This window comes from Pseudomonas sp. SWI36, assembly GCF_002948105.1.
GTDB lineage: Bacteria > Pseudomonadota > Gammaproteobacteria > Pseudomonadales > Pseudomonadaceae > Aquipseudomonas > Aquipseudomonas alloputida.
On the sequence record NZ_CP026675.1, the window covers coordinates 3,182,318 to 3,195,072 of the forward strand.

A 12,755-nucleotide genomic window follows, 5' to 3' on the forward strand; every position below is an offset into this window, starting at 1 on the left:
CAAAAACAATTAGTGGGAGATCCGCAAGTGAACGACACCCTCGCTCCGTCTGCCCGGCATGAAGGCGACGCGTTGGCCAGTGCCGTGGCCAAGGTCAAGCGCCACGTCCTGCCGCTGTTCGTCATCATGTTCATCGTCAACTACCTCGACCGCGTCAACATTGGCTTCGTCCGCCCGCACCTGGAAAGCGACCTGGGCATCAGCGCTGCGGCCTTTGGCTTTGGTGCCGGGCTGTTCTTCATCGGTTACGCGCTGTTCGAAGTCCCTTCGAACATGCTGCTGCAAAAGGTAGGTGCCCGGCTGTGGCTGACCCGTATCATGTTCACCTGGGGGCTGGTGGCCACGGCCATGGCCTTCGTGCAGAACGAAACCCAGTTCTACGTGTTGCGTTTTCTGCTCGGGGTGGCCGAAGCAGGCTTCTTTCCTGGCGTGATCTACTACTTCACCCGCTGGCTGCCGGCGGCAGAGCGCGGCAAGGCGATTGCCATCTTCCTCAGTGGCTCGGCGCTGGCTTCGTTGATTTCCGGGCCGCTGGCCGGGGCGTTGATGCAGATCCAGGGCCTGGGCCTGCATGGTTGGCAGTGGATGCTGTTCATTGAAGGCATGGCCTCGGTGGTGCTGTGCTTCTTTGTGTTCTTCTGGCTCGACTCCAAGCCGCAGGACGCCAAGTGGCTGAGCAAGGCCGAGCAGGACGCGCTGGTCGCCACCATCGACCGCGAGCAGCAAGCGCGTGAGGCCATCGGTGCGGTCAGGCCGTCGGCCTGGAGCCTGCTCAAGGACCGCCAGATCGTGCTGTTCTGCCTGATCTACTTCTGTATCCAGCTGACCATCTACGCTGCGACCTTCTGGCTGCCTAGCATCATCAAGCGTATGGGCGACCTCAGTGACATGCAGGTCGGCTTCTTCAACTCGATCCCTTGGTTGATCTCGATCCTGGCCATGTACGCCTTCGCCGCCGGTTCCGCTCGCTGGAAGTTCCAGCAGGCCTGGGTGGCGGGCGCCCTGCTGGTCGCTGCCACGGGCATGTTCATGTCCACCACGGGTGGGCCGGTGTTCGCCTTCGTCGCCGTGTGCTTCGCCGCGATCGGCTTCAAGTCAGCGTCTTCACTGTTCTGGCCAATCCCCCAGGGCTACCTGGACGCCCGCATCGCTGCGGCGGTGATTGCCCTGATCAACTCGGTCGGCAACCTCGGCGGTTTCGTTGCCCCCACCACCTTCGGCTTGCTGGAGCAGCAGACTGGCTCGATCCAGGGCGGGCTGTACGGCCTGGCGGTGACCTCGGTGCTGGCGGCGATTGCCATCTTCTTCGTACGCATTCGCCCCAAGGGCGTCTCTTCCGATGACCTCAAGGCCCCTTCGGCCCTGGGCCAGACCCACTGATGACTGCGAGACAACCCTCATGAATATGCAGACCCTTCACACCAGTACCCCGGTGGTCACCGACCTGCGCGTGGTCCCCGTGGCCGGCCATGACAGCATGCTGCTCAACCTCAGTGGCGCCCATGGCCCGTACTTCACCCGCAACGTGGTGGTGCTGCGCGACAGCGCCGGCAACACCGGCCTGGGCGAAGTGCCCGGCGGCGAGAAGATTCGCCAGACCCTGCAGGACGCCCGCAGCCTGGTGGTCGGCCAGCCGATCGGCCATTACCAGCGTGTGCTCAATGCCATGCGCCAGACCTTCGCCAACCGCGACTCGGCGGGCCGCGGCCTGCAGACCTTCGACCTGCGCATTACCGTACATGCGGTAACGGCCATCGAGTCGGCGTTGCTCGACCTGCTCGGCCAGCACCTGAACGTGCCGATGGCGGCGCTGCTGGGCGAGGGCCAGCAACGCGATGCGGTGAAGATGCTCGGCTATCTGTTCTACATCGGCGACCGTCAGCAGACCGACCTGGCCTACCGCAACGAAGCCGACAGCGATGATGACTGGTTCCGCCTGCGCCATGAAAAGGCCCTGACCCCGGAAGTAGTGGTGCGGCTGGCCGAGGCCGCCAAGGCGCGCTATGGCTTCAGCGACTTCAAGCTCAAGGGCGGCGTGCTGCGCGGTGAAGAAGAGATGGAGGCTGTGACAGCACTGGCCGAACGCTTCCCCGAAGCGCGCATTACGCTCGACCCCAATGGCGCGTGGTCGCTGAAGGAGGCCATCGCCCTGTGCCGTGACAAGCACGATGTGCTGGCCTACGCCGAAGACCCGTGCGGCGCCGAAAACGGTTACTCGGGCCGCGAGGTGATGGCCGAGTTCCGCCGCGCCACCGGCCTGCCCACCGCGACCAACATGATTGCCACCGACTGGCGGCAGATGGGCCATGCCATTCAGTTGCAGTCGGTGGACATTCCGCTGGCCGACCCGCACTTCTGGACCTTGCAGGGTTCGGTACGGGTGGCGCAGATGTGCAACGACTGGGGGCTGACCTGGGGTTCTCATTCCAATAACCACTTCGACATTTCGCTGGCGATGTTCACCCAGGTGGCGGCTGCGGCGCCGGGTGAAATCACGGCGATCGACACCCACTGGATCTGGCAGGATGGCCAGCGCCTGACCCGTGAGCCGCTGCGCATTGTCGACGGGCATGTGCGAGTGCCGGCACGGCCGGGTTTGGGCGTGGAACTGGATGAAGACCAGCTGGCCAAGGCCCATGAGTGCTACCGCAACATGGGGCTGGGTGCGCGCGATGACAGCGTGGCGATGCAGTTCCTGATTCCGGGTTGGAGCTTCGATAACAAACGGCCCTGCCTGGTGCGTTGAGGCTGCTGGCCTCTTCGCGGGCAAGCCTGCTCCTACATCAACCGGTGGTGTCGCTACGCACCCTTGTAGGAGCGGGTTCACCCGCGAATAGGCCAGACCTGCCGGCCAATCCCCCCAGTCATTCACCGCTGCCACCGCATCCACCAATCGGTACCGTCGCCACCTACCCTTGTAGGAGCGGGTTCACCCGCGAATAGGCCGGACCTGCCGGCCAATCCCCCCAGTCATTCACCACCGCCACCGCATCCACCAATCGGTACCGTCGCCACGCACCATCGTAGGAGCGGGTTCACCCGCGAAAGGGCTGGCACAGGCAACACACATTCAAATGAAAAACAAAAGCTCCATTTGGGCCTGTGGCGCGATCGGATATGCCATTCGCGACATCTGGCGTTGATGGAAATGCCCTGTCGTGATCGAACAGTTCCGTGGCGTTCTCGTGTAATTCCCCACAGCCATGCGGGGATTAAATGAACCCCGAACCGCACTGACACCTTGCTCTGTGACGCGTGCCAAATATCAACAACAGCGCGCGAACAACGTGTCGACTTATTGATTTCAAAGGAGATATTTTTCGCCTACGCCTGCCCGTCCTTCCTTGTGTCAGCAAAAAGAGAACAACATCAATGAACACCGTGGGATCTGATGGCAACCTTGCACAAGGTTTCAAGCCACGTCACGTAACGATGCTGTCCATCGCCGGCATCATCGGCGCCGGACTTTTCGTAGGCTCTGGCCACGCCATCGCGGCAGCCGGGCCAGCAACCATAATTTCCTATTTCGTGGCCGGGACCTTGGTGGTACTGGTCATGCGCATGCTCGGCGAAATGGCCGTGGCACACCCCGACACCGGATCGTTTTCCACCTATGCCGACCAGGCCATTGGCCGCTGGGCCGGCTATACCATCGGCTGGTTGTACTGGTGGTTCTGGGTACTGGTCATTCCTATCGAAGCATTGGCCGCCGGGCATGTGCTGAACGCCTGGTTCCCGCAGGTGGACAGCTGGATCTTCGCCCTGGCTTCGGTGTTGCTGCTGGCCGGTACCAACCTGTTCAGCGTGGCCAAGTACGGCGAGTTCGAGTTCTGGTTCGCCATCCTCAAGGTCACCGCCATCCTGGGCTTCATCGGCCTGGGCTTCGCCGCGCTGATGGGCTGGCTACCCAACCGCGAGGTCAGTGGGCTGAGCGGGCTGATGGCCGAGTACGGCGGCTTTGCACCGAAAGGCTGGTCGGCAGTGGTGGGTGCGTTCATCACCGTGATGTTCAGCTTCATCGGTACCGAGGCAGTGACCATTGCCGCATCCGAGTCCAGCGACCCGTCGCGCAACATCGCCAAGGCCACCCGCTCGGTGATCTGGCGTATCAGCACCTTCTACATCCTGTCGATCTTCGTGATCATTTCGGTGGTGCCGTGGAACGACCCGCAACTGGCAGTGGTGGGTTCGTACCAGCGTGCGCTGGAAATCATGAACATCCCCAACGCGGCATTCATGGTCGACCTGGTGGTTCTGGTAGCCGTTACCAGCTGCATGAACTCGTCGATCTACATCGCTTCGCGGATGATGTTTTCGCTGGCCAAGCGCGGTGACGCCCCGGCCTTCCTCAACAAGACCTCCAAGGTCGGTGTACCGCGTGCTGCAGTATTCGGCAGCACCCTGATCGGTGCGGCCATCGCGGTCCTCAACTACTTCGCACCGAAGGGTGTGTTCGAGTTCCTGCTGGCCAGCTCCGGCGCCATCGCCCTGTTGGTGTACATGGTTATCGCCATCTCGCAGCTGCGCATGCGCCGCCGACTGGAGCGCGAGAACACCGAACTGAAGTTCCGCATGTGGCTGTTCCCGTACCTGACCTGGGCGGTGATCATCTTCATTGCCGGGGCGCTGGCGGTGATGATGTACACGCCTGAGCATCGGGCGGAAGTGAGCTCGACATTGGGCCTGGCGATCGTGATTTCCTTCCTGGGGATCGTGACGTCGAGGGGCCATGCGCAACCGGTGGCAGCGCGATCGATGGGGTAATTCAGTTCACCTGGCTGTAAGGCAAAGGGCACCCGAGGATGGGTGCCCTTTTTTTTGGGCGTGAAATAGCAGCGGCGCTGAAGGGTGTTTGTCGCAAGTTTTTTATCGTCCATGAGATCGAGCGCCGCCCCGGCGGCGTTCGATTTGCAGGGCACCCAAACATATGAAGAATGCTGGCAGTTTGATATCAAAAAGCCGTTATCGCGGAATATTGTGTATTTGTTGGAAAATCACGTTTTAGCCATGCTGGGTCGTTACCCTGGCGTTGGGCTTATGCGCCTCGGTCGGATTTTATCCGCCGGTTCTGCGGTTGCGCTGCGCAACATGCCAAGCGGCAGAACGCGCTTCTGATGTGCCGCTTCCCTTGATTTAAAAGGGTTTTTAATCCGAGGTGTGTGGGTGTAGGCCCTCGGTGAAGGTCAGGGAGGAAGGCTAGAGCAAGTTCTAGGAGCGTTATGGCGGAAGTGTTGCAACTCCCCGCCACCAACCTGGAAGTATGGCCCTCTAAAGCCCCTGTAAGCCACGAAATTCGTGGGTTATACAGTTTCTCAAAGGCTTTTCAAAGCAGGCTGGTTTGGCCTCTGCTCATGACTGAATGGTCAGGTTTATAGCATCATAATAATCTGAAGGCATTCATTTTTTAAAACCTGCAGTACTCATGTGCTCAGTCGAATCTGGTGGCTGGGCGCTCAATCTCAACATTCTGATTTTATTAGCATTTATTGGATAAAAGCCCTGTTTCCGGCAGGGTTTTGTTTGGCTGCGCGCTCGCGTGATATGGCCCATTTAGCGTCAAAGGCTCGGGTGCTGGCGTGTCAAAATGCGTCGCGGATTGCAGGTATTATCTCAATCTGTCAAAATTTCGCTGTTGCAGCTTTCTAAGTTTTGGATGAAAATGCCGCCGCATGGAGCGAGATATGGATGAGCTGGGGTCTATCACTACGTCATGGGGCAGCGGTGCAGGGCAGGACGTGGATGTTCGCGCGCTGCGGCGCTACAACCGCTTGCTTGGCGTGTTGCTGAATGTTGGCGAGTGGGCGTGCATAGGCCTGCTGCCGTTTGTTGCGGTTGCTGCCATCTGGCTGGTGACTCAAACCAACTTTGAAAATGTCGTGTTCTATGACGGAACCGACTCGATTTGCATCTACGACGGAACGACAGGGGAAATCCGCAATGTCGAGTAAGGAAACCCAACACGGAACCCCTGGTGGCGAAGCGCAGGAGACTCGGCGGGGCACGGACGAAGAGAAGCTGCTGGAGCTGGCGCTGGATGAAACGCCGGGTGAAGCAGCGGCCACCGTGCGTGAAGTCAAGCGCCTGCAGCTGGAATGCCTCGATCTCAAGCGCCGCAACAAGCGCGTATGGGGCCAACTGTTGGCGCTGACTTGCGTATTTGGCGTCACCATCGCTGCGGTGGTGTTCTGGTACCCGAAGTACCGCTGGATCCCGACCACTGACAATCACGCGATCTGTGAAGTCTCGACCGAGAGCAATCCGCGCGTAACCCCGGCCACCCTTGCCGAGTATGCCAAGGATGCCGTGGTCAATTCGTACTCCTACGACTATGTGAACTACCGCTCCAACCTCAATTCTGCGGGCGCCCGCTGGTACACCGACGAGGGGCGCAAGGCTTTCCTGAAGACCCTGGACGATTCCGGCAACCTGGAGCGCGTGCTCAAGGGGCGGATGATCCTGCGCGCCATGGCCACCCAGGTTGCCCAGGTCGAAGAGGCTGGTGTGCTGGCCAGCGGGCAGAACTACTGGCTGGTGCAGGTACCGATTGCCATCGAATTCTATGTCGGCGGTGACCAGCAGGCGCGCTCGCGCCAGGACTTCCTCGCCGCCGTGACCATCGTCCAGATCCCCGCCTCGGCCACCAACATCAAAGGCATTGCCGTCGATTCTGTTCAGCTGTCGCCGTACACCTCAAGGAAGTGACCATGAAGAAGCATCTGATCGCATCGTTGCTTGCGAGCGCTATCGCTTTGCCTGCATTTGCCAACGAGGCGCCAACTGCGCCCGCTGCCGAGGGTGGCGCAGGGCAGGTTGACGCGGCGCAAGGAAGCGAGGCTCCGCCCCAGCCGCCGATGAATGGCCTGGGCCGGCAGGTATCCAGCGCTGCTCAAGTGGTCTATCCGCGCCCGGAGGATGTCATCAGTGACACGGTCAACGACGTGCAGGACTCGCAGCTGACATCGTCGCAAGTCGAGTTGATCAAGCAGCTGTGGCTGGAGCGGGAAAAGCAGAAGGCCACCGCCTATGTCAGCCCGGCCAAGCCGGTGACCCGCACGTTGGCACTCAACCTCGACCCGGGGGTATCGCCCCCCATCGTTCGCCTGAGCAAGGGCCAGCAGTCATCGATCGTGTTCTCCGACTATGCCGGGCAGCCGTGGATGATCCAGAACGTGTCGATCAACCGCGAGCTGTTCAGCGACGGTCGCGAGCGAGGTGGGCAGAACGGTCAGAACGGTACTGCCGCACCGACCAACATCCTCACCCTGGACCCCGCCACAGCGGCGGCCTACGGCAACGTCACCGTCACCCTGCGCGGCCTGGCCACGCCGATCATCCTGATCCTGGCCGCCGGCCAGGAAGAAGTGGACATGCGTGTTGATGCCAAGGTGCCGGGGCGCAACCCGGATGCGACAGCGAGTGTGGCGATGTTGCGGATGCCGTCGATCGACGATGCGCTGACCTACTTCCTGGATGGTGTGCCGCCGAAAGATGCCAACCGCCTGAAGGTGACCGGGCTGGAGGGCGTCGAGGCCTGGAGCTATGGCCCGAACATGTACGTGAAAGCCAAGGCTGATGCGCAATATCCGGCCTACACCAACGCAGCGCGAAGCACCACCGGTGTGGCGGTGTATCGCTATGCGGGCCTGCAGAACAGCGTCACGTTCACGACTGGCGGGCAAGCCGTAACCGTCTTCATCGAGCAAGGGAATCTGCAATGAGTGATAACAACATGCCGCCGAACGACTCGGGCTTCGATGAAGAGGACGAGCACCTGGTAGCCGACCGCGACGGGCCGGCTGGCCCGCAGGTGAAGAAGGCGCGCAAGTCCGATGAGATGCAGCGCAACTTGCAGGCGGTGTTCGGTTCCGGTGTCGGCAAGGTCTCGCTGATTGCTGCCGGGTTGGTCGTGCTGGCGCTGGGCGCCCTGGCCTACAACGGCATGTCTTCGAAGGATGCGCCTGCGGGCAAGGCGTCCACGGTGGACGTGCCGAATGCGCCGCAACCTGAAGTGTCGATCGACCCTATTACCAAGGCCGAAGCAGAGCGCCGTGCGCAGCGCAGCATGTTGGAGGCCGAACAGGCTGCCGAGCGTGGGATGTCCTATCAGCCTGGCTTCGATCCGAACATCGTGCAGTCCACCGGGCGGGATCTGGCTCGTGGCCAGGGCGCGCAGTTCAACGTGCCTGGGCAGCCTTACAATGACGGCAATCAGCGTTCGCCCGAGATTTACATCGGGGCGGGTATGCCGCCTCGTGACTCAGCCCAGGTTTCACAGCGGCCTGGTGTGGCCAGCGCCCAGTCCCAGGAGCAGGAGCGCCGGCGTCTGGAGGAGGAGCTGAAAAAGGCCGAGGAGCAGCGCGACCAGTACGTCAGCGAGCTGAAAAGCGAAACGCTGAAGTCGATCAAGCAACTGATGGGCGAGTCTGAAAGTGCCAAGGGCTTCGCTGAGAGAAGCAGCTTCAGCACCGTCAGCTACTACCCGACCGAGCGCGCTGGCGGCAGTGTCACAGGCCCCGCAGTACGGGCTGCCAAGGACAAGGACCCCAATGCCATCGAGGCCGTGGGTGACACCGACCGGGCGATGCTGATCAAGACCGGTACCATCATGTACGCCACGCTCGATGCCGAGGTCAACACCGATGATGGTGGTGACGTGCTGGCGACCATTCGAGGCGGCAAGTGGAACGGTTCCAAGCTGATCGGCAAGATCGAGCAGGCGCCCGACAACATTCGCGTGAAGTTCACCATTCTTGCGCCACCGGTCAACGACCCTCGTCCGACCATGCGCATCAGCGCTGTGGCATTGCGCGAGGATGATGCCAAGCAGGGCATTGCCGAGACCAAGGACCACCACACCATGGAGCGCTATTTCGCCCTGGGTGCCGCCTCGCTGTTGTCCGGCTACGGTCGGGCTTACCAGCAGACAGCGGGTACCACTGTCATCAGCCCGAGTGGCGTTGTGGCACAGACCACTACCGAGCCCTCGACCAAGCAGGTGATTGGCTCGTCGGTCGGTGAAATGGGCACCGCCATCGCCGGCGAAGTGCGCCGCGGCTTCAACCGCCCGGCCACCTACGCAACGCCTGCGAACAAAGGCTTTGGCCTGTTCTTCCTGCAAGACGTTCACGATCAATCTCGATAAGGAGTTCGACATGAAGAACTGGTCGTTCGGAAAACTCATTGGCGTTTTTGCCGGCAGCTTCCTGGCGCTCATTGTGCTCGCCGTGGTCGTGATCAAGGCGACCTCGTCGCCAGCGGCCAAGGCCAGGCGCATCCCGCAGTCCCAGGCACAATTGGCGCAACAGCCACGCATGGATGTGCTGAGCATCGAGCTGGCCAAGTCCCGGGAGCAGGCGCAGGCGGCGCTGCAGGCCCAGGAAAACAGCGAAAAACAGCTGAAGATCGTGCGCGAGGAATCGCAGCGCAATACTCAACTGCTGTTGAGCCAGATAAAGGCCCTGGATAACAACCTGTCCGGCCTGCAGCAGCGCATGCAGTTCTACGAAGACAGCCGTCAGCGCGTGGAGGTGATCAAGCCACCGCGTCGGGAGGCGGCGCCCGTTGTCTCGCAAGGATACACCAGGCGCGCTCACCCGATCCCGCAGTCCTCGGGCTACAAGGTGCAGGCGGTGGTCGGGCACCGGGCCTGGGTGAAAAATGGCGATAGCGAAGACAGCGTCAAGGCCGGCGATCCGTTGCCACCGGTGCAGCGCGAATTGAAAGTGCTTGCCGTCGATCGCGACAGCGGCATCGTGGTTACTTCACCCGCTCTTTAAAACAGGGCGGTTGCAGGAGCTGAGTGCAACACAGTTACTGGATTGAGGCGGGAGCCTCGTGATGCTTGGCCATCAGCTCGGTCATGACCTCGATGGGGCACTTGAAACCGAAGCGCTTACGCGGTCGGATGTTCAACTCGTAGGCAATCGCATCCAACTGCTCTTGGCTGCACACCGACAGATCCGTGCCCTTGGGCAGGTACTGGCGGATCAGTCCGTTGATGTTCTCATTGCTGCCGCGCTGCCAGGGGCTGTGCGGGTCGCAGAAGTAAATTGCCACCCCGGTCTTCTGGGTGATTTCCGCGTGACGCGCCATCTCCCGCCCTTGGTCGTAGGTCATGCTCTTGCGGGCCGCCAGCGGCATATGGTTCAGCGCCGAACTGAAGCCTTCCACGGCCGAGGTCGCCGTCGCGTCTTGCATCTTCACCAGCATCAGGTAGCCGCTGGTGCGTTCGACTAGCGTACCCACGGCCGATGCGTTGGCTTTGCCCTTGATCAAGTCGCCCTCCCAATGTCCCGGCATCACGCGATCCTCGATCTCCGGCGGACGCACATGGATGCTGACCATGTCCGGGATCTGGCCACGGCGATCTACGCCGCCAGAACGCGGACGGCGGGAGGTTTTGCCTTGCCGCAGGCAGATGATCAGCTCCTTGCGCAGTTCGCCGACCGGCAGGGCATAGATCGCGTTGTAGATCGTCTCGCGGCAGACGTAGGCGTCTTCGAAGCTTGGGGATTTCATGGTTCGCAGCTTGCCGGCAATCTGCTCGGGAGAAAAGCGCTGTCGCAGCAGGTGGGCGACCAGCTCGAACAATTCGTTGCCGGGCACCAGCTTTTGCCGGGGCCGGCAGGGCAATCGACGATCGCGCATGGCTTGTTGGGCATGCTGGGTGGTGTACTCACCCCGGGCATCACGATTGCGACGGATCTCGCGACTGATCGTTGAGGGGCTGCGGTTGAGCATTCGGGCAATGGCGCGCTGGCTCATGCCACGCAGCAGACTGACCTGGATATCGGAGCGTTCTTCAACGCTGAGTTCGTGATAAGACATGGCAACACCCTACCGGAAAGGTCAGGTGTTGCACTCAGTTTTTGCCGCCGCCCAGGGACGTTGTCATGGCGGCCGGATTTGCCGATCTAGTAGATGTAATGGTCAATATCGGGAAGGTCATCCCGACAGCGATCATGATGTGCCAGGGTATTGCCGTGCTTATCGGCCTCTATCTGACCGGTGCGGCGTTGATCGAGTTGTGGGGCGTGACCCATGACAACGCATTGAAATATGTGGCCGGAAGACAGCGTTTTTCTGTCGGCTCTGCCTGTGTGCAATTGGTGATCGGCTCTATCTTGCTGGCGATCGGTACGCTGGAGTGGATGGGCATCATGTCGCGAACCCTGACCGGGGATTATGCCAATTCGCGCATGTTGTCCTATTCCTCGACCGGGACGACTTTGCAAGAGCAGGCACAACTGGCAACCCTGGCCCTGCTGGGCATCATGCAGGTTGTCGGCTTTATCGCCATGGTGAAAGGTTGGTTGACGGTAAACGGTTATTACAACAATCAAACTCAAGCCGGCCTCGGCACCGCCAGCGGCTGGATCATCGGCGGCGTCCTGGCATGGAACTTCAAATGGTTCAGCGATGTACTCAACAACACAATCGGATTCAATCTGGTTGGCCTCTTCACGCCGTGGTCGTAACGGCTTTTCGAAACATGAAATATAAGGAGCGTCACTTATGAAAGCACTCAAAACTCTGAAAGCTGCATACGATTCGGCCAAGGTTCGTGCAACTACCGCTGTTATCGGGGCCCTGGCGGCACCGTCGGCTTTTGCCATCGACAAAACCGACCTGACCCAGGACAAGTCGGGTGGCAAGACGGCCAGTGATGTCATGAGCAACATCGACGACACTGCTCAGGGCGGCGCCACGCTGCTGATCTCGTTGGTGTCGGTTGGTGGTTTCGTAGTTGTTGCCATCTCCCTGTACACCCTCTGGAAAGCCTCCAAGGATGAGCGTGAGAAGCCGATGTCGGCAATTGTCGGCCTGTTCATCGGCGGCCTGATGGCGGGTGTCGGTACCGTGATGTGGATCATGCGCAACACTTTGGTCAACTAACGCTGCACGCCGCTGAACCTATTGCGGGGCGTCATGCCCCGCACCTCAAGAACAGTTTCGGGAATATTCGGACGTGAGCGAAACAAACGCTTCTGAACGCGGGGCAAACACTGTGCCCACGTTGTCGAGTGGCTATCTCAGTCGAACTGCCAATCAGCCGGTATTTGGCGTGCGTCGGCCGCTGTGGCGCTCGGACGATGACCAGCGCAAACTGTTCAGCGATGAAAACAGCAAACTTCGCACTTCGGTGTGGCAGCGCGACAATTACACCTGCCGCTTTTGCGGGTTCAAGTCTGCAAAGTTTCAGGAACTTCATGCACTGGACGGCAATGCCGACAACTGCACCAAGGAAAACCTGATCACCGCCTGTAACCTGTGTCGTCAGGTTCATCATCTTGGCGCCTGCGCCATGAATGACACCGGCTTTTTCGTCGCCGTGCAGGAACTGACGCAAACCGAGATCAATAACATTGCCCGCTGTATCTACGTTAATGAGTTGCTCGATGACGTGGCGGCCAATGAAAAGCTGGCCAGCCTGCTGGCGGCTTTCAAGTTTCGTGGTAATGACACGCTGAAAGAAATATTCGGTGGCGAAGTCATCACCGTGCTTGGCGTGGCGGAAACCCTCGCGAGCAAGCAACTTGTCAGCGATGAAGAATTCAGCAAGCGCGCTGAATGGTTGGCGCCGTTACGGCTGTTCCCAACCAAAAGCGCGTTCAAAGATGGACAACTCGAATACTACGCGGCCAATAACCGTGCGGTGTTTTTGCCAGCTAACTGGTCGGCATTGACCGGCCAGTTACTGAAGAATTTTGCTTGATGCAGCCGCTCGTACTGCTGCTCAGTCTCGCCGTTGAGAG

The 12,755-nt window shown here is 60.3% G+C and carries 12 protein-coding genes; 11 read left to right on the forward strand and 1 reads right to left on the reverse strand.

The annotated features are described in order from the left end of the window. The first annotated feature begins 27 nt into the window (after positions 1 to 27). The 8 genes from C4Q27_RS15210 to C4Q27_RS15245 all read left to right on the forward strand — a co-directional run bounded on the left by C4Q27_RS15210 (position 28) and on the right by C4Q27_RS15245 (position 9,776). Positions 28 to 1,380 carry an MFS transporter gene (locus C4Q27_RS15210; protein ID WP_104887018.1) on the forward strand — a complete coding sequence of 451 codons (1,353 nt, stop codon included), beginning with the start codon at positions 28 to 30 and terminating at the stop codon, positions 1,378 to 1,380. A gap of 19 nt (positions 1,381 to 1,399) precedes the next feature. After that, positions 1,400 to 2,746, forward strand: a complete 1,347-nt coding sequence (gene gudD / locus C4Q27_RS15215) for a glucarate dehydratase (protein ID WP_104887019.1) — start codon at positions 1,400 to 1,402, stop codon at positions 2,744 to 2,746. 626 nt (positions 2,747 to 3,372) lie between these two features. Beyond that, positions 3,373 to 4,764 carry an amino acid permease gene (locus C4Q27_RS15220; protein WP_003249863.1) on the forward strand — a complete coding sequence of 464 codons (1,392 nt, stop codon included), beginning with the start codon at positions 3,373 to 3,375 and terminating at the stop codon, positions 4,762 to 4,764. A gap of 917 nt (positions 4,765 to 5,681) precedes the next feature. Beyond that, positions 5,682 to 5,948 (forward strand): hypothetical protein, encoded by a 267-nt coding sequence (locus tag C4Q27_RS15225; RefSeq protein ID WP_019438921.1) that lies wholly within the window; start codon positions 5,682 to 5,684, stop codon positions 5,946 to 5,948. Beyond that, positions 5,938 to 6,702, forward strand: coding sequence for a DotI/IcmL family type IV secretion protein (locus C4Q27_RS15230; RefSeq protein ID WP_014592476.1), 765 nt, complete (start codon positions 5,938 to 5,940; stop codon positions 6,700 to 6,702). Before C4Q27_RS15225 ends, C4Q27_RS15230 begins: the two co-directional genes overlap by 11 nt. Before the next feature lie 2 nt (positions 6,703 to 6,704). After that, complete coding sequence (locus tag C4Q27_RS15235; RefSeq protein WP_014592475.1) at positions 6,705 to 7,718, forward strand: DotH/IcmK family type IV secretion protein; 1,014 nt, start codon at positions 6,705 to 6,707, stop codon at positions 7,716 to 7,718. Then, complete coding sequence (locus tag C4Q27_RS15240; protein WP_019438923.1) at positions 7,715 to 9,142, forward strand: DotG/IcmE/VirB10 family protein; 1,428 nt, start codon at positions 7,715 to 7,717, stop codon at positions 9,140 to 9,142. The genes C4Q27_RS15235 and C4Q27_RS15240 overlap by 4 nt, the downstream gene beginning before the upstream one ends. Before the next feature lie 10 nt (positions 9,143 to 9,152). Then, entirely contained in the window at positions 9,153 to 9,776 is a 624-nt protein-coding gene (locus C4Q27_RS15245; protein ID WP_064491231.1) for a hypothetical protein, read from the forward strand. Positions 9,777 to 9,810: 34 nt separating this feature from the next. On the opposite strand, the gene C4Q27_RS15250 is transcribed toward C4Q27_RS15245, so the two are convergent. Further along, entirely contained in the window at positions 9,811 to 10,827 is a 1,017-nt protein-coding gene (locus C4Q27_RS15250) for an IS30 family transposase (protein ID WP_008435491.1), read from the reverse strand. A 65-nt stretch (positions 10,828 to 10,892) separates the two neighbouring features. Here C4Q27_RS15250 and C4Q27_RS15255 point away from each other — a divergent pair, with 65 nt between their 5' ends. From C4Q27_RS15255 to C4Q27_RS15265, 3 genes are all read left to right on the forward strand, one after another. Then, positions 10,893 to 11,477, forward strand: a complete 585-nt coding sequence (locus C4Q27_RS15255; RefSeq protein ID WP_014592472.1) for a hypothetical protein — start codon at positions 10,893 to 10,895, stop codon at positions 11,475 to 11,477. Between the two features lie 37 nt (positions 11,478 to 11,514). Further along, positions 11,515 to 11,895 (forward strand): hypothetical protein, encoded by a 381-nt coding sequence (locus C4Q27_RS15260; protein ID WP_014592471.1) that lies wholly within the window; start codon positions 11,515 to 11,517, stop codon positions 11,893 to 11,895. 73 nt (positions 11,896 to 11,968) lie between these two features. Then, positions 11,969 to 12,715: an HNH endonuclease gene (locus C4Q27_RS15265; protein ID WP_014592470.1), complete on the forward strand. Its 747-nt coding sequence runs from the start codon at positions 11,969 to 11,971 to the stop codon at positions 12,713 to 12,715. The last annotated feature ends 40 nt before the right edge of the window (positions 12,716 to 12,755 follow it).

Coding starts and splice junctions, on each gene's coding strand:
- gudD (WP_104887019.1), top strand. CDS start 1,400: ATGAATATGCAGACCCTTCACACCAGTACCCCGGTGGTCACCGACCTG.
- C4Q27_RS15220 (WP_003249863.1), top strand. CDS start 3,373: ATGAACACCGTGGGATCTGATGGCAACCTTGCACAAGGTTTCAAGCCA.
- C4Q27_RS15225 (WP_019438921.1), top strand. CDS start 5,682: ATGGATGAGCTGGGGTCTATCACTACGTCATGGGGCAGCGGTGCAGGG.
- C4Q27_RS15230 (WP_014592476.1), top strand. CDS start 5,938: ATGTCGAGTAAGGAAACCCAACACGGAACCCCTGGTGGCGAAGCGCAG.
- C4Q27_RS15235 (WP_014592475.1), top strand. CDS start 6,705: ATGAAGAAGCATCTGATCGCATCGTTGCTTGCGAGCGCTATCGCTTTG.
- C4Q27_RS15240 (WP_019438923.1), top strand. CDS start 7,715: ATGAGTGATAACAACATGCCGCCGAACGACTCGGGCTTCGATGAAGAG.
- C4Q27_RS15245 (WP_064491231.1), top strand. CDS start 9,153: ATGAAGAACTGGTCGTTCGGAAAACTCATTGGCGTTTTTGCCGGCAGC.
- C4Q27_RS15250 (WP_008435491.1), bottom strand. CDS start 10,827: ATGTCTTATCACGAACTCAGCGTTGAAGAACGCTCCGATATCCAGGTC.
- C4Q27_RS15255 (WP_014592472.1), top strand. CDS start 10,893: ATGGCGGCCGGATTTGCCGATCTAGTAGATGTAATGGTCAATATCGGG.
- C4Q27_RS15260 (WP_014592471.1), top strand. CDS start 11,515: ATGAAAGCACTCAAAACTCTGAAAGCTGCATACGATTCGGCCAAGGTT.